The sequence below is a fragment of the Streptomyces enissocaesilis genome (assembly GCF_039533765.1).
GTDB lineage: Bacteria > Actinomycetota > Actinomycetes > Streptomycetales > Streptomycetaceae > Streptomyces > Streptomyces enissocaesilis.
Window position 1 is genome coordinate 38,510 of record NZ_BAAAUD010000013.1, and the last position, 23,892, is coordinate 62,401.

Genomic DNA, 23,892 nt, shown 5'->3' on the forward strand with positions numbered 1-23,892 from the left:
CGGGCCCCCGCCCCCGCACGGGCCGGGGGCGGGCCCCGGCCCGTGCAGGGCCTCGTTACTCCTTGGTGAAGACGGCGACCGACCGGGCCGGGACCGTGAAGGTGCCTGTGGCCGGGTCGTACGCCGACTTCCTGACCGTCGCGTCCGCGCCCGCCGCCTGCACCGGGTGCAGGGCGTACGCCGTGTCCGCGAGGCCGGCGGCCCTCTGCTTCTGCTCCGACGGGGTCGCGTTGAAGACCACGACCAGGTCGCCGGCGCGCATGGTGATGACGCCGGGTGTCTCGTCCTTGCCGGAGAGGGGGAAGGAGACCGCCTTCTGCACCTGGTCGGCCGACGTGAGGCTGAAGGTCTTCTCCGTCGTGCGGATCTTCAGCAGGTCCGCGTACGCCGCCGATGCCCCCTCGATGTCCCGGCAGTCCGGCGACAGGGCGGCCCCGGTCAGCAGGGGCTCGGCGTAGGGCCACTTGTCCTTGTTGTCGGCCGCCGGCGGCAGGCCGCGCCCGAAGCCGTTGCCGTCCCCGCAGTCCCAGTGGATCGCGTTGAACCAGTCACCGCTGTCGTAGGAATTGCGGTCGAGCGACTTGGAACGGAGGAGGTCCGTCCCCGCCTGGGACAGCGCCGGGCCCTGCGAGAGCGCGGCCGTCGCCATCGCCAGTACCTGCATCCGCGCCCGGTCGGCCGCCGGGGTCCCGCGCGGCAGTTTGAAGGCCAGGGCGTCGTACAGCGTCTCGTTGTCGTGGGCGTCGGCGTAGGCGAGGGCGTCGCCGGGAGCGGAGGCGTAGCCGGCCGGGGCGCCGTTGTAGTCGACCTCGGAGCCCTTGACCGTACGGCCGGAGGTGTCGGTGAAGGTGTACGACGCCAGGTTGCCGGTCAGGCCCACCTTGATCAGGTCCTGGTAGTGGAGGAGGCGGGCCTTCTGCTCGGCCTCGGTGCCGTTGGCGGCGGACGGGTTGGGGTCGGTGTAGAGGCCGGAGGCGAAGCCCTGCACGCCCGGGTCCCCGTCGAAGGGCCCGCCGCCGCGCACGGCGTCGCGCGCGCGGTCGGAGAAGGTCGCGATGCCCGTGCCGGCCATGTTCTTCTGGGTGGCCTGTTCGAAGCGGGCGTCGTCGGCGATCTCGCCGAAGTTCCAGCCCTCGCCGTACAGGACGATCTTCTTGCCGTCCACGCCGTCGCGGGCGGGCGTCAGCTCGTCCAGCGCCTTGCGGACGGCCAGGATGTTGGCCTTCGGGTGGTGGCCCATGAGGTCGAAGCGGAAGCCGTCGACCTTGTAGTCCTTCGCCCAGGTGACGACGGAGTCCACGACCAGCTTGCCCATCATGGCGTTCTCGGGCGCGGTGTTGGCGCAGCAGGTGGAGGTGGCCACGCTGCCGTCGGCCAGCAGCCGCTGGTAGTAGCCGGGGACGATCCTGTCGAGTACGGACTTGTCGGCCTGGCCGGACGCGACGGTGTGGTTGTAGACGACGTCCATGACCGTGCGCAGGCCGGAGTCGTTCAGGCCCTTGACCATCTGCCGGAACTCCACCGTGCGCCGGGTGCCGTCGGGATCACTGGCGTACGAGCCCTCGGGGACGGTGTAGTGCAGCGGGTCGTAGCCCCAGTTGTACGCGTCCTTCGCCGCCGCCTTCGCCACGCACGCCTGCTGCTCGTCGGAGTCGGGTGCGTACACGGAGAGGTCGCAGGCGGGGCGCCGCTGGTCGGCCTTCTTCTCGGGAACGGTGCCGATGTCGAAGACGGGGAGGAGGTGGACGTACGACGTGCCGGCCTCGGCCAGTCTGCCGAGGTGGGCCATGCCCTTCGAGCCGCGGTCGGTGAAGGCGAGGTACTCCCCCGGGTGCTTGGCGGTACGGTCGGCGACCGAGAAGTCCCTGACGTGGAGCTCCTGGATCTGGGCGTCGCGCAGCGGGGTCGCGGCCGGCTTCTTGAGCGTCGACCAGCCCTGGGGTGCCAGCTTCGGGTCGGTGAGGTCGACGACGAGGCTGCGGGCGGAGTCGGCGGTGAGCGCGGTGGAGTAGGGGTCGGTGACCTTGTTGGTGACGGCCTTCTGGACGCTGGGCGCCCAGACCTGCACGACGTACCGGTACGGCTTGCCCGCCCAGGACTTGGTGCCCGTGACGGACCAGACGCCACTGCGCTCGTCGCGCCGCATCGGGACGGTCCTGCCGTCGAGTTCGAGGGCGACGCGCTGGGCGGTGGGGGCCCAGAGGGAGAGGGTCGGGCGGCCCTTGCGGAAGACGGGGCCGAGGGACGCCTTGGTGGCGGAGGTGCTGTACGTGTCGTCGAGCACGCCCGGCAGCTGGACAGTCGTGGCGGCGAGCAGGGCGCCGTTCGCGGCCCGCTGGGTGGCGACGATCTGGCCGCGCAGGGCCTCGCGGACCCGGTCCCGGTCGCGCGGGTCGACGGTGAAGGCGGGGTGGTCCTTGAGGTGCGGGTACTTCGCCTTCTGCGCGTCGGTGAGGGCGGAGGGGGAAAGGCGCAGCCAGCGGCCCTCGTCGGAGAGCGCCCCGTCGACGACGGAGATGCCGCCGTCACGGGCGTACACGAGCTGCTGGCTGGTGGCGTCGGTGGCCTTGACCTTCCAGACGACCGTGTCCCTGTCGATCCACTGCGCCTCGGCCTTGGCCAGGTCGAGCGAGGCCGCCCCGGCGGCCTGCGGCAGCAGGTACGCGGGCTGCCCGGCCAGCGTCCACACCTCGTGGCCGTGCGTCGCCAGGTCGAGGGACTGGTCGCCGGGAAGGTCCTTCTCGTCGCCCTTGTGCAGGATGTAGGAGAGGGAGGTGGCGCCCGCGGCGAGCGGGACCTCGAAGGTCGCGCCGTACGTGTCCTTCCTCACCGGCATCAGCGGCTTGGACCAGTCGGTGGGCTCCTTGGCGCCGGTCCAGGTGTGCAGGCCCCAGCCGTCGTAGTTCCCGTCGGCGCGCTGGTAGTGGAGTACGGCCTTCGTTTTGTCCTGGGGCGGGTACGCGCCGTCGGGGGCCTTCGTGGCCTGGCCGTCCTTGCCCTGCTCGATCCAGACCTCGCCGGTCCTGCCGAGGTCGACGGTGCGCTGCGGGCCGTCCGCCGTGCCGTTCTTCTCGACGGTGTAGCGGAAGGAGGAGGACGAGGCGCCCCCGGCGAGCTTGATCCAGGCGAAGGCGCCGTACGCGTCGCGGCCGGTGAAGGCTGCGGCCTTGTCTCCGGACTTCAGCTGCCAGCCGTCGTAGTCGCCGTCGGGGCGCTGGTAGTGGACGACGGCGTGGTCGCGCTCGACGGCCGTCGGCCGGTCGGGCGCGGGGGCCTGTCCGGCCGTCGTCGAGGCGAGGGCGCTCGCGGTGCGTCCGGCCCTGTCCACCACGACCGCCTTGTAGCGGAGGGGGGTTCCGGCCTTCACGTCATCGCCCAGGTGCTGGGTGACCTTGTACGGGGCGTGGTCGGCGGAGCCGAGCGTGCGCCACGCGCCGTCGCCCCTCTGGGCGGCGAAGACGACGCGGTTGAGCTGTCCGCCCTCGACGTCCGCACTGACCTCGACGGTGCCGGTGGCTCCGGCGGCCGGTGCCTCGAGGGTGAGGGACGGCGCGGCCGTCGGCGCGGGCAGGGGCTCGGCCGCCCGGAGCACGACGGACGACAGCGCGGGCACGGTGATCTTCACCTTGCGGCCGGCGTCACTGCGTACCGTCCCCGAAGTGCCGTACAGGGTGCGGAAGTCGGCGTTCGCCGTGCCGGCGGTCAGCTCGACGGTCTTCGGTCCGGCGGCGTTGTTGGTGGCGACGAGGTACTCGGTGCCGCGCTCGGCGTCCGTGCGGGAGAAGGCGTAGACGGGGCCCTCCGCGTGCAGCTCCTGCTGTACGCCGTCGCGCAGCGCGGGGTGGTTCTTCGTCAGCTTCGACAGGGCGGCGATCGACCGGTAGAGGGGATGCGTGGTGTCGTACGCGTCGGAGGCGTGCGTACGGTCCGTGCCGAGCTGGTCGTCGTCGAGGTAGTCGGCGGTCTTCGACGCGAAGAGGGTCTGGCGGGCGTCCTTGTCGCCGCCCGCGCCGGTGAAGCCCTGTTCGTCGCCGTAGTAGACGACGGGGTTGCCGCGCGAGAGGAACATCAGCTCGTTGGCGAGGCGGGCGCGCCCGAGCAGCTCGGCGTCGTCGGCCTTCGGGTTGTCCTGCCTGAGGAAGGTTCCGATGCGGCCCATGTCGTGGTTGCCGGTGAAGGAGACCTGCTGGTAGGCGTTGGCCTTGTCGGTGGTGTAGCGGTAGTCCTCGGCGAAGACCTTGGCCGGCCGGCCGGCCGCCGCGCCCTGGGAGGCGTACGCGCGGATGGCGTCCTGGAGCGGGAAGTCGAGGGTGGAGTCGAGGCGGCCGCGCGTCACGTAGGGCGAGGTGACCCGGGGGTCGGCGGAGTAGACCTCGCCGAACATGAAGAAGTCGTCGCGGCCCCGCTTCTTCGCGTACGCGTCGAGGGCGGTGGCCCACTGGGTCCAGAAGTCCAGGTCGACGTGTTTGACGGTGTCGATGCGGAAGCCGTCGATGTCGAAGTCGCGGACCCACTTCTCGTAGATGTCCGCCATGCCGTCGACGACCTCGGGACGCTCGGTCCACAGGTCGTCGAGCCCGGCGAAGTCGCCGTACTCGGAGCTCTCGCCGGCGAAGGTCGAGTCGCCCCGGTTGTGGTACATCGTGGGGTCGTTGAGCCAGGCCGGGACCTTCTTCCCGCCGCCCCCGGACCGCTGGGGCGTGTACGGGAAGGCGTCGGCGTCGATCCCCGGGACGCCCTCGCGGTCGTCGAAGGGGCGGCCGGACCTGTCGAGGTAGGGGTACGCGCCCTTGGAGCGGTAGCCGTACTTCTTCTCGGCGTAGTCGACGGTGTCGGCGGTGTGGTTGGTGATGACGTCGAAGAAGACCTTCATGCCCTTGGCGTGGGCCTTGTCGATCAGCTTCTCCAGGTCGGCGTTGGTGCCGAAGTGCGGGTCGACCTGGGTGAAGTCGGTGATCCAGTAGCCGTGGTAGCCGGCCGAGGCGTCCTTGCCGGTCCCCTGCACGGGCCTGTTCTTGAAGATCGGCGCCATCCAGAGGGAGGTGGTGCCGAGGCCCTTGATGTAGTCGAGCTTCCGGGTGAGGCCCTTGAGGTCCCCGCCCTGGTAGAAGCCCTTGTCGGTGGGGTCGAAGCCCGTTTCGAAGCGTGAGCCGGTGAGCCCGCCCCTGTCGTTGGCCGTGTCGCCGTTCGCGAACCGGTCGGGCAGTACGAAGTAGAACTGCTCCCGGGTCAGGTCGTGCCGCGCGGGCTCGGCGGCCAGGGCCCTGTCCGACGGCGGGGCGGGCGGTTTCGCGGCGGCGGCCGGTGCGGCGGGTGCGAGCGCGGCGCACAGCGCCACGCTCACGACGCCGACGGCCGCTCTTCGCAGGGGCGGGCGTATCACAGCGAGAACTCCTCAAAGGTGCAGGGACGTACGGGAGACGGGCGGGCGGGTCAGCCGCGCCAGGCGTCGTTCAGCGTGACCCTGCCGCTCGCGGGGACGGTCGCCGTGCGGTTGGCGCCGCTCTCCCAGGTGACGTTGCCGGAGGCGTCCTTGCGGATGTACTTGTACGCGAAGGACGTGCCGGCGGACAGGGACACGTCGAGCTTCCACACCGGGTAGCTCGCCGGGTCCAGCTTGATCGCGGCGGCGGTGTTCCAGTTGCCGAGTGCGGACTGGTCGCCGGTGACGTAGATGTTCTGGCCGACCGTGGTCGTGGCGTCGACGTTGAAGGAGGCGCCGTCGGTCACCGGGGCCGGGCCGGTGCCGCCGCCGGCGCAGGTCTTGGCGTTCACGTGCAGGGCGACGGCGGTGTGGGCGCCGAGGGTGGCCGTGAACCGACCGGAGCCGTCGACCGTCACGGCGGTGTTGTTCTGGACGTCGCAGTAGGTGCCGGCCGCGAGCGAGGTCTGGAAGGTGCGGGTCAGCGAGGAGCCCTCGTGGTTGATGGCGACGTACGCCTTGTCACCGCGCCCGAAGGCGATCCGGTCGCCGCCGTTGTCCCACCAGTTCGTGACGCCCTGACCGCGCGCCGCGTTCCGGAAGCCGACCATGCTCCTGATCTGGGTCCAGTCGTGCTGGCACTTCCACCCGTCGCTGTGACAGGCGTTGACGGTTCCGCCGTTCGGCGGCCCCGCGTCGTGGGCGGAGAACGCGTACCCGGAGTGGACGTCCGGGGAGCCGTACGGCCAGGCCAGCATGAAGACACTGGCGAGGGTGTAGGTGGCGCCGTCCTTGTAGCTGAGGGTGTCGCCGCCGCGCTCGGTGTCGTGGTTGTCCACGAAGACGGCCGACTTGCCGCTCTCCATGAAGCCCCAGCCCTCGCCGTAGTTCCTGAGGTTCGCGAGGTTCTCGTTGTTGAAGACCTGCTTGAGGCCCCGGCCGTAGCGGAACTCCTGCACGTCGCCCGAGCCGAGGTACTCGCCCGGCGAGACCGCCTCGCCCGCGCCGTGGATGGCTTCGTGCTTCCAGTACACGCCCGGGTTGCTCAGCCGGGACTTGATGTCGGCGAGGTCCGCGGCCGGCATGTGCTTGGCCGCGTCGATCCGGAAGCCGTCGACGCCCAGGGAGAGCAGGTCGTTCAGGTACGCCGCGATCCGGCCGCGCACGTAGCTCTCGCCGGTGTCCAGGTCGGCGAGCCCGACCAGCTCGCAGTTCTGTACGTTGCCCCGGTCCCCGTAGTTGCTGACCTGGGAGCGGCAGTCGTCCAGGTCCGCGCCCGAGTAGATGCCGGGGTAGGCGTACTTCTCGTACGAGGAGCCGCCGGTGCCGGTGCCGTTGCCGGCCGCCATGTGGTTGATGACGCTGTCGGCGACGACCTTCACGCCCGCCCCGTGGCAGGCGCTGACCATGTTCGCGAACGCGGCGCGGTCACCGAGCCTTCCGGCGATCTTGTAGCTGACGGGCTGGTACGACGTCCACCACTGGCCGCCCTGGATGTGCTCCTGCGGAGGGGATACCTGGACGGAGCCGTAACCGGCCGGTCCGAGGGTCCGCGTGCACTCCTTGGCGACCGAGTCGAACTTCCACTCGAAGAGGACGGCGGTGACGTCCTTGACGCCGGGCGGGGCGGCCTGCGCGGTGCCCGCGGGAGCCACCAGGGTCCCCGCGCCGGCCACGAGGGCGAGGGCGAGGGTGGCAGAGAAAGGTCTGCGAGCCATGTGTTCCTCCTGCATGGGGGGAGGTGCGGGTGCGACGGTGCAGCCTCGCGCGGCAACGCGCCTTGCCCTCAAGGCTTGAATGTTCTTGCAGCAATAGTTGAAAACTTGCCGCGGGGCAGACCGTACGAGCCCTCACCAGCGCGGTCAACCCTTGTGACACACTCCGCTCACCTGCGGGAAACCTGGCGAATTTCTTCTTGCAAGCCCTTTCGCAAGGTGTTGCGGAACTGCTAGGTTCTCCACGACTCCGGCCCGGCCGGCCGGGGGTCCGGCAGGTCCGGGCCCCACGCGCCCGACCGGCCGGGTCGGGTACGACAGGGGACCCCCCGGACCGTCGACTCCCCGCGGCCCTCCCTGGGCAGGCCCGGGGTTCCCCTGCCGCCCGCCCCCTGCCGCCCGCCCCTCGGCGGGGCGTTCCGCTACGCGCGCTTCTGCGCCGTGGAGCCCCGCACCACCAGCTCCGGCTGGAACACGTACTCCGTGCGCTGGACCGGGCTGCCGCCCAGCTCCTCCAGCAGCGCCCCGACCGCCGCCGTCGCCATCGCCTGCACCGGCTGGCGGACCGTGGTCAGCGGCGGATCGGTGAAGGCGATCAGCTGCGAGTCGTCGAAGCCCACCACCGAGACGTCGTCCGGCACGTCGAGCCCGCGCTCGCGCGCCGCCCGCACCACGCCCAGCGCCATCATGTCGCTGCCGCAGACGATGCCCGTACACCCCTTGCCGAGCAGTGCGCCCGCCGCCGCCCGGCCGCCCTCGACGCTGAACAGCGTGTGCTGGACCAGGGATTCGGCTTCGTCCCGCGACGTCCGCGACAGGCCGGCGAGCGCGTCGGTGAACCCCTCCCGCTTGCGGCGCGACGGGACGTACCTCCGCGGGCCGACCGCGAGGCCGATCCGTTCGTGGCCCAGCTCGGCGAGGTGGCCGACGGCCATCCGCATCGCGGCGTGGTCGTCCGGCGACACGAAGGGCGCGCTGATCGCCTCGTTGTAGCCGTTGATCAGGACGTACGGGACCCCGCGCTCGGCCAGCCGGCCGTACCGCGCGGGGTCGGCCGACAGGTCGGCGTGCAGCCCGGACAGGAAGACGATGCCGCCGACCCCCCGCTCCACCAGCTGCTCGACGAGTTCGTCCTCCGTCGCCCCGCCCGGCAGCTGGGTGCACAGCACCGGCGTGTAGCCGTGCCCGGCCAGGACCTGCTCGACGACCTGGGCGAACGCCGGGAAGATCGGGTTGGTCAGCTCGGGCGTCACCAGCCCGATCAGGCCCGCGCTGCGCCGGCGCAGCCGCACGGGCCGCTCGTACCCGAGGACGTCGAGCGCCGCGAGCACCCGCTGGCGCGTGGTGTCCGCGACGCCCGGCTTGCCGTTCAGGACCCGGCTCACGGTGGCCTCGCTGACGGAGGCGTGCTCCGCTATGTGCGCCAGCCGGGGCGGCGCGGGAACGGTCACACCGTCCACCACACCGTGGTGTCCGCCGGCAGGTCGACATCGCCCTCGCGCACGGTCGTCTCGGCGCTGGCGAGCAGCGCGCGACCGGGTGCGGGGATGCGCACCGCCGTGCCCGTCGTGTTGACCGTGCAGACGAACCCCTCGCGCGCGAAGGCGACCACGCCCTCGGGCGCGTCCAGCCACGCCACGTCCGTGCCGGCGCCCAGGCCGGGGTGTTCGCGGCGTACGGCCAGCGCCGAGCGGTACAGCTCCAGGGTCGACGCCGGGTCGCCGGTCTGCGTCTCGACGCTCAGCTCGCCCCAGCCGGCCGGCTGCGGCAGCCAGCTGCCGCCCGTGCCGAAACCGTGGGACGGCCCCCCGGCCGTCCACGGAATCGGCACGCGGCACCCGTCGCGGAAGCCGTCCTGGCCCTCCGCGCGGAAGAACGACGGGTCCTGGCGGGCCTCGTCGGGCAGGTCGGTGACGTCGGGCAGCCCGAGTTCCTCGCCCTGGTAGATGTACGCCGATCCGGGCAGCGCCAGCATCAGCAGCGTCGCCGCGCGGGCCCGGCGCAGGCCGAGCTCGCGGTCGCCGGGGGTGCGGATCTGCGTGCCGAGGCCCGGCGGGTTGGCGAACCGGGTCGCGTGCCGGGTCACGTCGTGGTTGGACAGCACCCAGGTGGCGGGCGCGTCGACCGGTCGCATCGCGGCGAGCGAGACGTCGATGACCTCGCGCAGCGCGGCCGCGTCCCAGTCGGTGCCCAGGTACTGGAAGTTGAACGCCTGGTGCAGCTCGTCGGGGCGCACGTAGTTGGCCGTGCGCTGCACGGTCGGCGTCCACGCCTCGGCGACGCCGATGCGCTCGCCCGGGTACTCGTCGAGGATCTGCCGCCAGGAGCGGTAGATCTCGTGGACGCCGTCCTGGTCGAAGAAGGGCATGACGTCATTGCCGAGCAGCTTCAGCTGGTCGTGGCCGCCGAGGTCGGGCAGGCCGTCCGCCTTGACCAGGCCGTGCGCCACGTCGATGCGGAAGCCGTCGACGCCCATGTCGAGCCAGAAGCGGAGGATGGAGCGGAACTCGTCGGCGACGGCCGGGTGTTCCCAGTTGAAGTCGGGCTGCTCGGGCGCGAAGAGGTGCAGGTACCAGTCGCCGGGCGTGCCGTCCGGGTCCGTCGTACGGGTCCAGGCGGGGCCGCCGAAGATGGACTCCCAGTCGTTGGGCGGGAGTTCGCCGTTCACGCCCTTGCCGGGGCGGAAGTGGTAGCGGTCGCGCAGCGGCGAGCCGGGGCCCTCCTTCAGCGCGCGCTTGAACCACTCGTGCTGGTCGGAGGAGTGGTTGGGCACCAGGTCGACGATGATGCGCAGGCCCAGGGCGTGGGCGTCGCGTATCAGGGCGTCGGCGTCGAGGAGGGTGCCGAACATCGGGTCGATGGCCCGGTAGTCGGCGACGTCGTAACCGGCGTCGGCCTGCGGCGACGCGTAGAAGGGGCTGAGCCAGACGGCGTCGACGCCGAGCTCCTTGAGGTACGGGAGCCGGCCGCGCACCCCTTCGAGATCGCCCATGCCGTCGCCGTTGCCGTCGGCGAAACTGCGCGGATAGACCTGGTAGATCACCGCGTCACGCCACCAGCCGGTGCGGTTTCCGCGGGCGGGGGCGGTGGGAGCAGCGAGGTGCTGGGTCATGTCGTCCCTGGAAGTCATGGAGGCGGGAGCGGCGCCGGGTCCTCGGTGCGGGCCCGGCGCCGGCATACGGAAAAGGAGAGGGCGGTCAGCCCTTGACGGCTCCGGCGGACACACCGGTCACCAGGTGGCGCTGGGCGAAGAGGAAGACGAGCGCCGCCGGGATCGCGATGAGCACGGAGGCCGCGGCCATCGGGCCCCACTGGGCGCCGTACTGGTTGACGAACTTCTGGAGGCCGCCCGCGAGGGTCATGTTCTCGTCGCCGACCATGAAGGCGGAGGCGTACGCCACCTCGCCCCAGGCGGTGACGAAGGAGTAGAACGCGGTCACCGCGATGCCCGGCTTGGCGAGCGGCAGGATCAGCCGCCAGAAGGTGCCGAACGGGGTGAGGCCGTCGACCTGGCCCGACTCGTCGATCTCGCGCGGGATGGTGTCGAAGAAGCCCTTCATCATCCAGGCGCAGAACGGCACGGAGATGGTGAGGTAGGTGATCACCAGGCCGGCCGGCCGGTTGAGCAGGCCCATGCTCGACATGATGTTGTAGATCGGCACGATCAGGACCGCGACCGGGAACATCTGGGTGATCAGCAGGGTCCACATCAGGCCGCGCTTGCCGGGGAACCGGAAGCGGCTCACGGCGTAGCCGGTCGTGGCGGCGACGAAGACGCCGAGGACCGTGGACAGGCCCGCGACGAGCAGCGAGTTCCCGAACCAGGTGAGGAACGGCGTGTCACGCAGCAGGCCGGTGTAGTTCTCGAACGTCGTGTCCTTGAAGAAGTCGGTGGACGTCGCGTACGCCGCCGGCTTGAGCGAGGTCAGCAGGACCCACAGCACGGGGAACACGGCGATCACCGACGCCACGACGAGCGTGACGTGCAGACCGGCCGAGGCCAGCGGGGAGCGCCGGCCGCGGAGCGGGGCGTTCACCGGGACGTTCGCGGAGGCCGGGGCGGGGGCATGGGGGGCAGTGGTCACCAGACGTCTCCCTGCTTGCGGAGCACTCGCCGGTAGACCGCGGCGAAGAGCATCAGGAGGATCAGGATCAGTACGCCCCAGGTGGAGGACTGCGCGTAGTCGCGGGGGCTGATCTCGAAGGAGAACTTGTACGCCTGGGTGACCAGGATCTGGGTGGCGTCGCCGGGCCCGCCGCGGGTGAGCAGGAAGATCACCGGGAACATGTTGAAGGTCCAGATCGTGGACAGCAGGATCACGGTGGAGCTGACGGGGCGCAGTCCCGGCAGGGTGATGTGCCGGAAGCGCTGCCAGGCGCTGGCCCCGTCCATCTCGGCGGCTTCGTACTGGGCGCTGTCGATGGACTGGAGGCCGCCGAGGAGGGCGACCATCATGAACGGCACGCCGAGCCAGACGTTGACGGCGATGACCGAGACCTTCGCCATCGTCGGGTCGTTGAGCCACGGGACCGCGTCGATGCCGCCGCCGGCCAGGATCCGGTTCAGGAAGCCGCGGTCCTCGTTGTAGAGGAAGCGCCAGGCGAAGACGGAGACGAAGCCGGGGATGGCCCACGGCAGGATCAGCATCATCCGGTAGACGGACCGGCCGGCGATCCTGCGGTTGAGGATGTTCGCGAGCCCCAGGCCCAGCAGGAAGGTGATGCTGACGCAGGAGACCGTCCACACCAGCGTCCAGCCGAGGGTGTCGAGGAACTGGGAGCCGGTGAGCGCGTCGGCGTAGTTGTCCAGCCCCACGAACTCGTACGTGGCGGGGAGGTGGTTGACGCCGATGCTGCGCGCGACGTTGCGCTCGTCGGCGTCGGTCAGCGACAGGTAGACGCCGCGGACCAGCGGGTACCCGATGATCACGCCGATCACGATCACCACCGGGGCGACCATGGTCCAGGCGTACCAGTGGGTCGAGAGCGATCGCCGGAGCCTGCCCGGAGCTTTGCCAGCACCGCGGCTGGGGCCGCGGGCGACGTCGTCGCCCGCGGCCTTCGCCACCGACTGGCTGGTGTGGACAGCCATCAGTCGGCCTGCCTTTCTGTTACTTCCAGCCCTTGAGGAGCTTGCGGTACTGGTCGCCGGTGGTCCTGGCGCCCTTCTCCGGGGTGGTCTGGCCGGTGAGGACCTTGGTGTACTCGGTGACCAGCGGCGCGAAGAGGCTGCCGGTCTCGGGGATCCAGGGGCGCTCGACGGCCTTGTCGACGACGGGCTTGAAGAAGCCGACGATCTGGCTGCCGGAGGCGCCCGGCCGGGAGTAGACCGAGGTACGGGTCGGGAGCAGGTTCAGTTCCTTGGCGACCAGGTCCTGGCTCTCGGCGGAGGTCATGTACTCGCTGAAGGCGTACGAGGCCTCGAGGTTCTTGGAGCCCGCGTAGACGGCGAGGTTGTGGCCGCCCTGCGGGGCGCCCTGGCCCTTGCTGCCGGCCGGGACCGTGGTGATGCCCAGGTTGGCCTTGTCCTTGAACTCCTTGCCGGCGAAGGTGTCGGCGACGGCCCACGGGCCGTTGATCATCATGGCGACCTTGCCGTCCTTGAACGCCGCCTGCATGTTCTCCCAGCCGTCGGTGGCGTCGGTCTTCGCCGCCCCGGAGTCGACCAGCTCCTTGACGACCTTCATCGCCTTGACGCCGGGCTCCTGGTCGACCGTGACGGTCTTGCTCTTGGCGTCGACCAGGTCGCCGCCCTCGCCGTAGAGGAAGGACAGGAACCAGTACGCGTCGTCGCCGCGCAGGTAGAGGCCGGTCTTGCCGGTCTTGTCCTTGATCTTCTTCGAGACGGTCTTCAGCTCGTCGATCGTCTTCGGCACCTCGACGCCGGCGTCCTTGAAGATCTTCTCGTTGTAGAAGAGGCCCATCGAGTCGATGACCTGCGGCACCGCGTACGTCTTGCCGTCGTACCTGGTGCTGGCCGCGGCCTGCGCCAGGAAGTCCTTGTCGTCCTTGAGCGCGGCCGTGCCGTCCAGCGGGGCCAGCAGGCCGAGGTCCGCGAACTCGGGGGTCCAGGCGACCTCGGAGCGGATCACGTCGGGGGCGCCGGAGCCGGACTGGGCGGCGTTCTTGAACTTGTTCTGCGCCTCGCCGAAGGGGACGTTGACGTACTGGACGTCGACGTCCGGGTGCTTCTTCTCGAAGCCTTCGGCGAGCTTCTTGAAGACCTTGTCCTCACTGCCGACGGTCGAGGTGTCCCACCAGGTGACGGTGCCGGACAGCTCGCCCGAGGCCTTCTTCTCACCGGTGCCACCGCTGTCGCCACCACAAGCCGTCGCCGCGAGCGCCAGGGTCGCGACCAGGGCGGTGGCCGTTGTGCCACGTCGCATCTGAACTCCTTCAACTGCCGAACCGCTCCGTCGCGGCGCCGGGTCGTCGAGGAACGTAACAAGGATGAAAGAAGTCCGAAAGAGCTTGCGAAGATTTTCCGCAAGAGCAGCCGATCGTTACATCGGCGTGTCCTCACAGTTGCCGTCGAACCCCTTGTCAGGCGGGCGGCAGAGGACTTAATGGACTGCGGCCGCTCCTGCAAGCACTACCGCAAAGACTTGCAGGACTGTTACTTTCAGGATCTGTCCGCGTTGATCTCGTAGTGACCGATCCGGCCCGCCCGTACGAGAGGGACCTTCATGACGCAGGAGCTCGCAGCCACCCGGACGACCCCGGCGCGCGGCTGGTGGCGCGACGCCGTCATCTACCAGGTGTACGTGCGCTCCTTCGCGGACAGCGACGGCGACGGCATCGGCGATCTGCGCGGCATCCGCGAGCGCCTGCCGCACGTGGCCGCCCTGGGCGCCGACGCGGTCTGGCTGACCCCCTTCTACGCCTCGCCGCAGGCCGACGGCGGTTACGACGTCGCCGACTACCGCACCGTCGACCCGCTCTTCGGCACCCTCGACGACGCGGCGGAGCTGATCAACGCGGCGCACGACCTGGACCTGCGGGTGATCGTCGACGTCGTCCCGAACCACACCTCCGACCAGCACGCGTGGTTCCGCGCCGCCCTGGCGGACCGGCAGGGCGGCCCGGCCCGCGACCGCTACCACTTCCACCCCGGCCGGGGCACCGCCGGCGAACTCCCGCCCAACGACTGGGAGTCGGTCTTCGGCGGCCCCGCCTGGACCCGCGTCCCCGACGGTGACTGGTACCTGCACCTCTTCGCGCCCCAGCAGCCCGACCTCAACTGGCACAACCCCGAGGTCCACGAGGAGTTCGAGTCGATCCTGCGCTTCTGGCTGGGCCTGGGCGTGGACGGCTTCCGGGTCGACGTCGCCCACGGCATGATCAAGGCGGAGGGGCTGCCCGACATCGGCGCGCGCGAGCAGGCCAAGATGATCGGCTCCCAGGTCCTGCCCTTCTTCGACCAGGACGGCGTCCACGACATCCACCGCTCCTGGCGCAGGCTCCTCGACTCGTACGACGGCGAGCGGATCGGCGTCGCCGAGGCGTGGGCCCCCTCCCCCGAGCGCCTCGCCCTGTACGTGCGCCCCGACGAGCTGCACCAGGCGTTCAACTTCCAGTTCCTGAACTGTCCGTGGGACGCGCAGGCGATGCGTGCCGTCATCGAGGCGTCGCTCGCCGCGACCACCCTGGTCGAGGCCCCCACCACCTGGGTCCTGTCCAACCACGACGTGGTCCGCCACCCCACCCGGTACGGCGGCGGGGACGACGCGCTGGGCCTGCGCCGGGCCCGCGCCGCCGCGCTGCTGATGCTGGCGCTGCCCGGTTCGGCGTACCTCTACCAGGGTGAGGAGCTGGGCCTGCCCGAGGTCACCGGCCTGCCCGACGCGGTCCGCCAGGACCCGTCCTTCTTCCGCAGCGACGGCCAGGACGGTCTGCGCGACGGATGCAGGGTGCCGATGCCCTGGTCGGGCGACGCGCCGCCGTACGGCTTCTCCCCCGAGTCCGCCGCCCCGTCCTGGCTGCCGCAGCCCGACACCTGGAAGGACCTGACCGTCGGGGCCCAGACCGGTGACCCGCACTCCACCCTGGAGCTCTACCGCTCCGCGCTGGCCCTGCGCCGCGAGCTCCCGGGCCTGGGGGACGGACCGATCACCTGGCAGCAGGCCCTGGGCGGTCACCCCGACGGCCTGCTGGTCTTCGGCCGCCCCGGCTTCGTCTGCACGCTCAACACCACGGCCCGCCCCGCCGGACTCCCCGCCCCGGGGCGCCTGCTGATCGCCTCCGACGCCCCCGCCGTGCACGACGGCGCCGTCACCCTCCCGCCCGATTCCTGCGCTTGGTGGGCAATCTGACATGCGCCCGGTACAGTCCACTCCCATGACCGCACGGCTTGCCGACATCGCAGCCCAGGCGGGGGTCAGTGAAGCGACGGTCAGCCGCGTGCTCAACGGCAAGCCGGGGGTTGCCGCGGCCACCCGCGAATCCGTACTCGCCGCGCTCGACGTCCTCGGATACGAGCGCCCCGTCCGGCTGCGCAGGCGCAGCGCGGGGCTGGTCGGCCTCATAACCCCCGAGCTGGAGAACCCGATCTTCCCGGCGCTCGCCCAGGTCATCGGCCAGGGCCTGACCCGCCAGGGCTACACCCCCGTCCTCGCCACCCAGACCCCCGGCGGGTCCACCGAGGACGAGCTCACCGAGATGCTCGTGGACCGCGGCGTCTCCGGCATCATCTTCGTCTCCGGACTCCACGCGGACACCACCGCCGACATGCAGCGCTACGAGCAGCTGCGCGCCCAGGGTGTCCCCTTCGTCCTGGTCAACGGCTTCTCCCCGAAGGTCCAGGCGCCCTTCATCTCGCCCGACGACCGGGCGGCGATGCGGCTGGCCGTGACGCACCTGGCGTCGCTGGGCCACACCGGGATCGGCCTGGCCGTCGGCCCGAAGCGGTTCGTCCCCGTACTCCGCAAGATCGAGGGGTTCCGGACCGCCATGCAGGAGCGGCTCGGCCTCACCCCCGAGGAGGCCGAGGAGCGGATCCAGCACTCCCTCTACACCCTGGAGGGCGGCCAGGCCGCCGCCTCGGCCCTGATCGAGCGGGGCTGCACGGCGATCGTGTGCGCCAGCGACATGATGGCGCTGGGAGCGATCCGCGCCGCCCGCCGCCTGGGTCTGGACGTACCGCGTGACATCTCGGTGGTCGGCTTCGACGATTCGCCGCTCATAGCGTTCACCGACCCTCCCCTGACGACCATCAGACAGCCGGTGACGGCGATGGGGCAGGCCGCGGTCCGCACCCTCCTCGAAGAGGTCGGCGGCACCCCCGCCCCGCCCAGCGAGTTCGTCTTCATGCCCGAGCTGGTCGTCCGTGGTTCCACGGCGTCGGGGCCCCGTCCGTAGGGCTCAGCGCGTGCGAGCACCCCCCGACCGGAGGATGATCGGAGGGGTGGTCCTCATCTGGCAGACTCTCTCCCCATGGGTGAACTGACCGTGAAGACTGTGGAAGGCCGGGCGGCCGCCGCCCCCTCACCCAGCGCGGACGACGGGCAGCATCGGCCGTCCGTCCGGTCGGCGGCCCTGAAGCGGCTTCGTTCGCCCCGCCGTCCGCGGATCTGGTTCGAGATCCTGCTGATCGCGGTCAGTTACTGGACGTACTCGCTGATCCGCAACGCCGTGCCGGAGCAGAAGGCCGCGGCCCTGCGCAACGCGGACTGGATCTGGCAGGCCGAGCAGACCCTCGGGATAGCGGTCGAGGAGACCGTCAACCGCGCCGTGAACTCGGTGACATGGCTCGTCGTGTCGATGAACTACTACTACGCGACGCTGCACTTCATCGTCACGATCGGCGTCCTGGTCTGGCTTTTCCGCTGGCATCCCGGCCGTTATGCGGCGACCCGCCTCGTCCTCTTCGCGACCACGGGAATCGCCCTGCTCGGTTACTACCTGTACCCGCTGGCGCCGCCCCGCCTGATGAACGGGCAGGGCTTCATCGACACGGTCCTGGTGCACCAGACGTGGGGCTCGATGGCTTCGGGCAACTTCAAGAACATGTCGAACCAGTACGCCGCGATGCCCTCGATGCACATCGGCTGGTCCCTCTGGTGCGGCCTGACGATCTTCGCCGTGGCCACCGTCCCCTGGGCTAAGGTCCTCGGCCTGCTCTACCCCACGGCCACCCTGGTCGTGATCGTCGCCACCGCCAACCACTTCTGGCTGGACGCGGTCGGCGGCATGCTCTGCCTCTCCTTCGGCTACGCCCTCAGCGGCGCCTGGTACGGCGTCCTGCCGCACCGCCTGCCGAAGCTGGTCGACGGGGACGTGTCGCGGCCCCGGACCGGCCGCCGGGCGTGGCCGGTCCGGGCGTAGCCGAAAGATCCGGGCGCGGCCGCAGGAGCGGCGCCCGCGCCGGGTCCGTCGGCCCCGGCGCGTGATCCAGCCGCCGGTCACGTCCAGGCGTACGGGCGCCCGGGCCACCTCGTCGGCCGGGGCCTCCACCGGGTCCGGGCCGAAGGCCGTCAGGTCGGCCCGCAGACCCGGGGCGATGCGGCCCGGGACGGTCTGCTCGCCCGCCGCCACCGCCGCGTGCGTGGTGCAGCCCCCCAGCGCCATCAGACCGGTCAGCGCGCGGCCGGCCCCTGCGGCGCCGCGCGGGGCGCGGGCGGTGGCCAGGACCTGGCGGGCGTCGTAGTGGGCGATGGGCCGGTCCGAGCCGAGGGCCAGGACGGCCCCGGCGTCGCGCAGGTCGCGGCAGCGCCAGGCGCGGGCCGCGCGTCCGCCGCCGAGGCGCTTGGACCGTTCGCCGGTGTGGCCGGCGCGGGTGTACGCGGTGTGGGGCGGCTGCATCGAGGCGATCACGCCGAGCTCGGCGGAGCGGGCGGTCCGGTCCCCGGGGACGGTCTCGACGTGCTCGACGCGGTGGCGCAGCCGTCCGACCGCGCCGGGGGTTTCGACGGTGTCCAGGACGTGGCGCACGGCGGCGTCACCGTCCGCACGAGGCCGAGGTGAAGGTGGGCACCTGGCCGGCCCGGATGCGGGGCCGGCGGGCGGCGCCCCACTGGCAGGAGGCCGACTTCTTCCTCTCCGGGTCCGCCGGGCGCGGGCGGTCCGGGCCGGAGGCCGTGTCCGTCGCCCGCGAGGACGCCGTCGATCTGCACCCGGGCGGCTGCCCGCCGGTCACCTTCGGCTGCGCGGACATGGACCTGGCGCAGTGGACCGCCGCGCTGGACACGCGCCTCTCGGCGTACTGGACGCGGCAGGTCTCAGCCGCCGTAGAACAGCTCCTCGACGACTGCCCGCGCGCGCCGCGTCGTGCGCCGGTAGTCGTCGAGCATGTCCCCCATGTGCCCCGCCTCGTATCCCAGGTACCGCGCCACCGCGCCCAGTTCGCGCGCGTCCGAGGGGAACGTGTCGCCCGCCCGCCCCCGGACCAGCATCACCGCGTTGCGCACCCGCGTCGCCAGTACCCACGCCTCGTCCAGCACCGCCGCGTCGTCCGCCGCGATGAGGTCCGCCGCCCGGGCTGCGGCCAGCGCCTCGCGCGTGCGGGTGGTCCGCAGGGCCGGCTCCGCCGCCCCGTGCCGCATCTGGAGCAGCTGGACCGTCCACTCGACGTCGCTGAGCCCGCCCCGGCCCAGCTTCGCGTGCAGCGTCGGGTCCGCCCCGCGCGGCATCCGCTCGGACTCCATGCGCGCCTTGAGCCGCCGGATCTCGCGCACCGCCTCCTCGCCGAGCCCCGCCCGCGGGTACCGCAGCGGATCGACGAGCTCGACGAACCGCCGCCCGAGGTCCGCGTCCCCCGCCACCGGCTCCGCGCGCAGCAGGGCCTGGCTCTCCCAGGCCAGCGACCACCGCCGGTAGTACGCCGCGTAGGAGGCGAGCGTACGCACCATCGGTCCGCTCTTGCCCTCCGGCCGCAGGTCCGCGTCGATCAGCAACGGCGGGTCGGAGGTGGGGAGTTGGAGCAGCCGCCGCATCTCGGCGACGACCGTGTTCGCGGCCCGCGCCGCCTCCTGCTCGTCCGCGCCCTCGCGCGGCTCGTGCACGAAGAGGACGTCCGCGTCGGATCCGTAGCTCAGCTCGTGGCCGCCGAAGCGCCCCATCCCGATCACCGCGAACCGCGTCGGCAGCGTGTCTCCCCACCGCTCCCGCACGGCGGCCCGCAGCGCGCCGGCGAGCGTGGCGGCGTTGAGGTCGGTCAGGGCGTTGCCGACGCGGTCGACGAGCGCGCCGGGGTCCCGCTCGGCCGGGCTCTCCTCGGTTCCGTACGACCCGATGATGTCGCCGGCGGCGGTACGGAACAGCTCCCGGCGCCGCACCCCCCGCGCCGCCGCGACCGCCGCCGCCGCACCGTCCGCCCGCCCGACCGCGGCCAGCACCTCCTGCTCCAGGGGCGCCCGGTCGCGGGCCTTGAGCCCCTGCGGGTCGCCGAGCAGCGCCACCGCCTCCGGCGCCCGCAGCAGCAGGTCGGGGGCGAGCCGCCCGGCCGACAGGACCCGCGCCAGGTTCTCCGCCGCCGCCCCCTCGTCCCGCAGCAGCCGCAGGTACCACGGCGTCTTGCCCAGCGCGTCGGACACCTTGCGGAAGCCGAGCAGCCCGGCGTCCGGGTCGGCGGAGTCCGCGAACCAGCCCAGCAGCACCGGCAGCAGCGTCCGCTGGATGGCCGCCTTGCGCGTCACGCCGGACGCGAGCGCCTCCAGGTGCCGCAGCGCGGCGGCCGGATCGGCGTAACCGAGCGCTTCGAGCCGCTGCCCCGCCGCCTTGGGGCTGAGCCGGATCTCGCCGGGCGCGAGCTGGGCGACCGCGTCGAGCAGCGGTCGGTAGAAGATCTTCTCGTGCAGCCGGCGCACCACCGCCGCGTGCCGCCGCCACGCCCGGTTGAGCTCCGCGACGGGCTCGGTGCGCAGCCCCAGCGAACGCCCGAGCCGCCGCAGACCGGCCTCGTCCTGCGGCACGAGGTGGGTGCGGCGCAGCCGGTAGAGCTGGATGCGGTGCTCCATGGCGCGCAGGAAGCGGTACGCCTCGTCCAGCTGCGCGGCGTCCGCCCGCCCCACGTACCCGCCCGCCGCGAGCGCCTTCAGCGCCCCGAGCGTCGACCCGTGGTGCAGCGTCGCGTCGCTGCGCCCGTGCACCAGCTGGAGGAGCTGTACGGCGAACTCGACGTCCCGCAGCCCGCCGGGGCCCAGCTTCAGCTCCCGGTCCACCTGCGCGGCGGGGATGTTGTCGACGACGCGGCGGCGCATCTTCTGCACGTCGGGCACGAAGTTCTCGCGCTCGGCGGCCTGCCACACGAGCGGTGACACGGCCTCGACGTACTCCCGGCCCAGCGCGAGGTCGCCGGCCACCGGCCGCGCCTTGAGCAGGGCCTGGAACTCCCAGGTCTTGGCCCAGCGCTGGTAGTACGCGAGATGGCTGGAGAGCGTCCGCACCAGCGGCCCGTTGCGCCCCTCGGGCCGCAGGTTCGCGTCGACCGGCCAGATCGTGCCCTCGGTGTTCGTCTCGGAGCAGATCCGCATCAGGTGGGAGGCGAGCCGGGTCGCGGCGCGGATCGCCTCCTCCTCGTCGGCGCCCCGCGCCCCCTCCGGCGCCTCCGCCACGAAGATCACGTCCACGTCGGAGACGTAGTTCAGCTCGTGGCCGCCGCACTTGCCCATCGCGATCACCGCGAGCCGGCACGCCGCGGCGTCCTCCGGGGCGGCCTCGCGGGCGACGGCGAGCGCGGCGCGCAGGGTCGCCGTCGCCAGGTCGGCCAGCTCGGCGGCGGTCTGCGCGACATCGGTCGTGCCGCACACGTCGCGGGCCGCGATCGACAGCAGGCAGCGCCGGTACGCGATCCGCAGCGACACCGGGTCGGCGGCGCCGGCGAGGCACTGCTCGAATTCGGCGACCCCGGGGTGCAGGTCTGCCGCCTCGTACGTGACGAGCGCGTGCCAGTCGCGCGGGTGGCGCGCCAGGTGGTCACCGAGCGCCTCCGACGCGCCGAGCACCCCGAGCAGCCGGTCCCGCAGCGGCTTGGCGGTGACGAGGGTGTCGAGGAGGACCCGCCGCCCGGCGTCGTCCTGCGCCTCGGCCAGCCGTACGAGCCCGAGGAGCGCCAGGTCGGGATCGGCGGTCGCGCCGAGCGCGTCGAGGAGCACCGGGTCGCCGCGTACGGCCGCGAGCTCGGGGGCGCCGAGGAGCCGCTCGGCGGCGGACGGATCGGTGAAACCGTGCCGCAGCAGCCGCGTGAAGGTGCTGCTCGTGCGTCCCGGCGCCGACATTGTGCCTCCTGCTCCGGCCGTCCCACGGTCCGTACGACCGCCCGGTCAAGGTCCGGATCACGAGCCTATCCGCAGGAGCGGCGGGACGGCCTCCCACCCGGTGGAGCTGGGAGAAGGCTGTGACGGAAAAGGCCAGTGACATGTACAACATCACCGGTTTTCGGTGCCGGTGAACCGGATGCCCCGTGCCACTCTCTTCACTTCTGCTCCACAGTCAGCGCGATGACCAGCGCCGTCCTGGGCGCAACCCGTCCGTACGCCGTACCACCGCACACCGAAAGCGCCGTTCCTATGCCGCCCAGGGCCCGTAGTCCCTTCCGCCTGCCCCGCCGCAGCATGCCCAGCGTCGCTCTCGCGGCGCTGCTGCTGGCGGTGACGGGCGTCCAGCTCGCGCGTCCCGCCGTTCCGGTCGCGTCGCCCTCCGGTTCCACGGCGGCCAGGACCGTCACGGCCGACACCGCCGGCACGGCGGACGCGGCGGGCCGGGCGGAAGCCGGCGGGCCGTCCCGCCGCGAGCACGAGTCCGTGGTGCAGATCCTCTCCCACCCGGACGACGACCTGTTCTTCATGAACCCCGACCTCGGCCAGTCCATACGCACCGGCCAGAGCCTGACCTCGGTGTACCTGACGGCGGGCGAGGCGGACGGGGTCAACTCCTTCCGCGGCGGCGAGAACGAGGGCGTCCCGCTGCCCGCCCCCGACAAGAGGCGGTACGCCGAGGCCCGGCAGAACGGCATACGCGCCGCGTACGCCGAGATGGCCACCGGCGACCGCACCAGCCCCTGGCAGCGCTCCGCGATCCGCACGGCGGGCGGCGGCTGGGCCGAGCTGGACACGCTGAAGGCGAGCCCGGAGGTCAGCCTGGTCTGGCTCCAGCTGCACGAGGCGGGCGCAAGCGCCGCGGACCGGCCGCACAGCCTGCACGGGCTGTGGGACGGCCGGATACAGGCCCTGGAGTCGCACCTGTCGTCCGACACCCCGGTCCAGGAGACCTTCGCGTACTCCAAGGACCAGGTCGTGCGGACGATCACCGGGGTGCTGGAGCGCTTCCGGCCGACGTTCGTACGGATGCTGGACCCGACGAACGGCCGCGAGACCACGCCGCAGATGCTCCCCGACCACCAGGACCACATGTACGGCGCCAGGTTCGCCCAGCTGGCGCTCACCGAGTACGGCAGGACCGGCGGCCGCCCGCACTTCACCGTCCAGAACTACCTCGGCTACCTCAACGGCAGCCTGCCGCACGTCCTGGACCCCCAGGCCGTGCGGGAGAAGCTGCACACGCTGAAGACGTACGCCTGGACCGACTACCCGGACAACTACTGCGACGCGGAGGCCGGCTGCGGCGACCGCAAGGTCGCGGGGCGGCCCACGGGCCCCGGCTGGGTGTACGGCATCCGCTACTCGCGCAACACCAGCACCTCGTGGCTCCAGAGCGGCGCGCGGGAGGGCGAGCTGTGGGCGTTCTCGGTCCTGGACACGCGCCTCGCGGTCTGGCACCGCGAGCCGGACTCCGGGACGGGGTCCGGCCCCGCGTGGACCGGTCCGACGCTGCTCGGCGAAACCGGTCTGGACAGCGGCATCACCTCCGAGAAGCTGCCCGACGGCCGGCTGGCCCTCTTCGCCACCCGCACCTCGTTCGACGGCCCCGCCGGCTACCGCAGGGACGTCGTCACCGCCGTGCAGCACGCCGTGGGCGGCACGTTCGGCCCCTGGCAGGCCCTCGGCATGCCGCACTCCGCCCACGCGCCCGAGTCCCTGGACATCAGCGCCCCGGCGGTGACGGTGGGCCGCGCGGGCCGGGCGACGGTCTACCTCCGCGACGGCGACCACGGGCTCAGCTCCCGCACCCAGCTGTCCGACGGCAGCTGGGCGCCCTGGCGGGCGCTGGGCGGCCGGCAGCTGTTCGGCGACCCGGCGGCGGCCACCGACAGCGCGGGTCGCGATTACGTCTTCGCGCAGACCCTCACGTCGACCGTCGTGTGGACCCAGGACGCGCCCGGCGCCCCGCTGCGCGGCCCCGTGCCCACCGCCCTGCCCGCGACGCCGCTGCCGCCGACCGTCCGGGCGGACGGTGACGGCGTACGGCTGTACTTCCGCCAGCCGGGCTCGGGCGCCGTCCGGACGGCGCGCTTCACCGCCGGGGCCGCCCCCGGCGCGGTGACCGCCGCGGCCGGGGCAGCCCCGCGCGTCACCGACCTGGGCGGCCGGGCGGGTTTCGGCCCGGTGAGCGCGGCGGGCACCCTGCTGGCAGCCCGCGACGGCTCGGGCCGGCTCGGCGTCGCCGAACTTCCCGCCGGCCCCGCCGGCGTACCGCGCTGGAACAGGAGCGGCGGTTTCCTCTTCGGCGGAGCCCCCGCCTCCGCCACGGACGCGGCGGGGAACACCTCGGTGGCGGCGGTGGCCCTGGACGGCCGCCTCCACTGGAGCGGCCGGGACTCCTCCGGCTGGCAGCCGGTGGGCACGAACGCCCGGTGAGTCCCGTCCCGCTCGCGGTCCGCCCCCGGGGACAAGACCCTGTAACAAGAGGCGGACCGCGAGC

The 23,892-nt window shown here is 72.2% G+C and carries 12 protein-coding genes and 1 pseudogene; 4 read left to right on the forward strand and 9 right to left on the reverse strand.

The features are described from left to right. Window positions 1-55: 55 nt before the first annotated feature. The 7 genes from pulA to ABD374_RS05515 form a co-directional block, all read right to left on the reverse strand. On the reverse strand, window positions 56-5,344 hold the full coding sequence (gene pulA, locus ABD374_RS05485; RefSeq protein ID WP_425577153.1) for a pullulanase-type alpha-1,6-glucosidase: 5,289 nt from the start codon (window positions 5,342-5,344) through the stop codon (window positions 56-58). An 89-nt stretch (window positions 5,345-5,433) separates the two neighbouring features. Further along, on the reverse strand, window positions 5,434-7,140 hold the full coding sequence (locus tag ABD374_RS05490; protein ID WP_344491541.1) for a carbohydrate-binding module family 20 domain-containing protein: 1,707 nt from the start codon (window positions 7,138-7,140) through the stop codon (window positions 5,434-5,436). 419 nt (window positions 7,141-7,559) lie between these two features. Next, on the reverse strand, window positions 7,560-8,600 hold the full coding sequence (locus ABD374_RS05495; RefSeq protein WP_344491544.1) for a LacI family DNA-binding transcriptional regulator: 1,041 nt from the start codon (window positions 8,598-8,600) through the stop codon (window positions 7,560-7,562). Beyond that, on the reverse strand, window positions 8,585-10,249 hold the full coding sequence (locus tag ABD374_RS05500; protein ID WP_344492426.1) for a glycoside hydrolase family 13 protein: 1,665 nt from the start codon (window positions 10,247-10,249) through the stop codon (window positions 8,585-8,587). The genes ABD374_RS05495 and ABD374_RS05500 overlap by 16 nt, the downstream gene beginning before the upstream one ends. Window positions 10,250-10,334: 85 nt before the next feature. After that, complete coding sequence (locus tag ABD374_RS05505; RefSeq protein ID WP_425577140.1) at window positions 10,335-11,222, reverse strand: sugar ABC transporter permease; 888 nt, start codon at window positions 11,220-11,222, stop codon at window positions 10,335-10,337. Beyond that, window positions 11,219-12,229: a carbohydrate ABC transporter permease gene (locus ABD374_RS05510; RefSeq protein ID WP_344491547.1), complete on the reverse strand. Its 1,011-nt coding sequence runs from the start codon at window positions 12,227-12,229 to the stop codon at window positions 11,219-11,221. Before ABD374_RS05510 ends, ABD374_RS05505 begins: the two co-directional genes overlap by 4 nt. Before the next feature lie 19 nt (window positions 12,230-12,248). Then, window positions 12,249-13,523 (reverse strand): extracellular solute-binding protein, encoded by a 1,275-nt coding sequence (locus tag ABD374_RS05515; RefSeq protein ID WP_344491550.1) that lies wholly within the window; start codon window positions 13,521-13,523, stop codon window positions 12,249-12,251. Window positions 13,524-13,823: 300 nt separating this feature from the next. On the opposite strand from ABD374_RS05515, the gene ABD374_RS05520 reads away from it, so the two are divergent. The 3 genes from ABD374_RS05520 (at window position 13,824) to ABD374_RS05530 (ending at window position 17,460) form a co-directional block, all read left to right on the forward strand. Next, window positions 13,824-15,449 carry a glycoside hydrolase family 13 protein gene (locus tag ABD374_RS05520; protein WP_344491553.1) on the forward strand — a complete coding sequence of 542 codons (1,626 nt, stop codon included), beginning with the start codon at window positions 13,824-13,826 and terminating at the stop codon, window positions 15,447-15,449. A 25-nt stretch (window positions 15,450-15,474) separates the two neighbouring features. Next, window positions 15,475-16,494: a LacI family DNA-binding transcriptional regulator gene (locus ABD374_RS05525; protein ID WP_344491556.1), complete on the forward strand. Its 1,020-nt coding sequence runs from the start codon at window positions 15,475-15,477 to the stop codon at window positions 16,492-16,494. Window positions 16,495-16,569: 75 nt separating this feature from the next. After that, the gene (locus tag ABD374_RS05530) at window positions 16,570-17,460 is read left to right on the forward strand and encodes a phosphatase PAP2 family protein (protein WP_344491559.1); all 891 of its coding nucleotides are present in this window, start codon (window positions 16,570-16,572) and stop codon (window positions 17,458-17,460) included. A 51-nt stretch (window positions 17,461-17,511) separates the two neighbouring features. On the opposite strand, the pseudogene ABD374_RS05535 reads toward ABD374_RS05530, so the two are convergent. Further along, window positions 17,512-18,084: pseudogene (locus tag ABD374_RS05535) on the reverse strand (amidohydrolase family protein); the annotation flags it as partial. 269 nt (window positions 18,085-18,353) lie between these two features. Then, a complete protein-coding gene (locus ABD374_RS05540) occupies window positions 18,354-21,350 on the reverse strand; it encodes a bifunctional [glutamine synthetase] adenylyltransferase/[glutamine synthetase]-adenylyl-L-tyrosine phosphorylase (RefSeq protein ID WP_344491562.1) in 2,997 nt (998 codons plus the stop codon). A 336-nt stretch (window positions 21,351-21,686) separates the two neighbouring features. Between ABD374_RS05540 and ABD374_RS05545 the strand changes: the two genes are divergently transcribed. Then, window positions 21,687-23,828, forward strand: coding sequence for a PIG-L family deacetylase (locus tag ABD374_RS05545; protein WP_344491565.1), 2,142 nt, complete (start codon window positions 21,687-21,689; stop codon window positions 23,826-23,828). The last annotated feature ends 64 nt before the right edge of the window (window positions 23,829-23,892 follow it).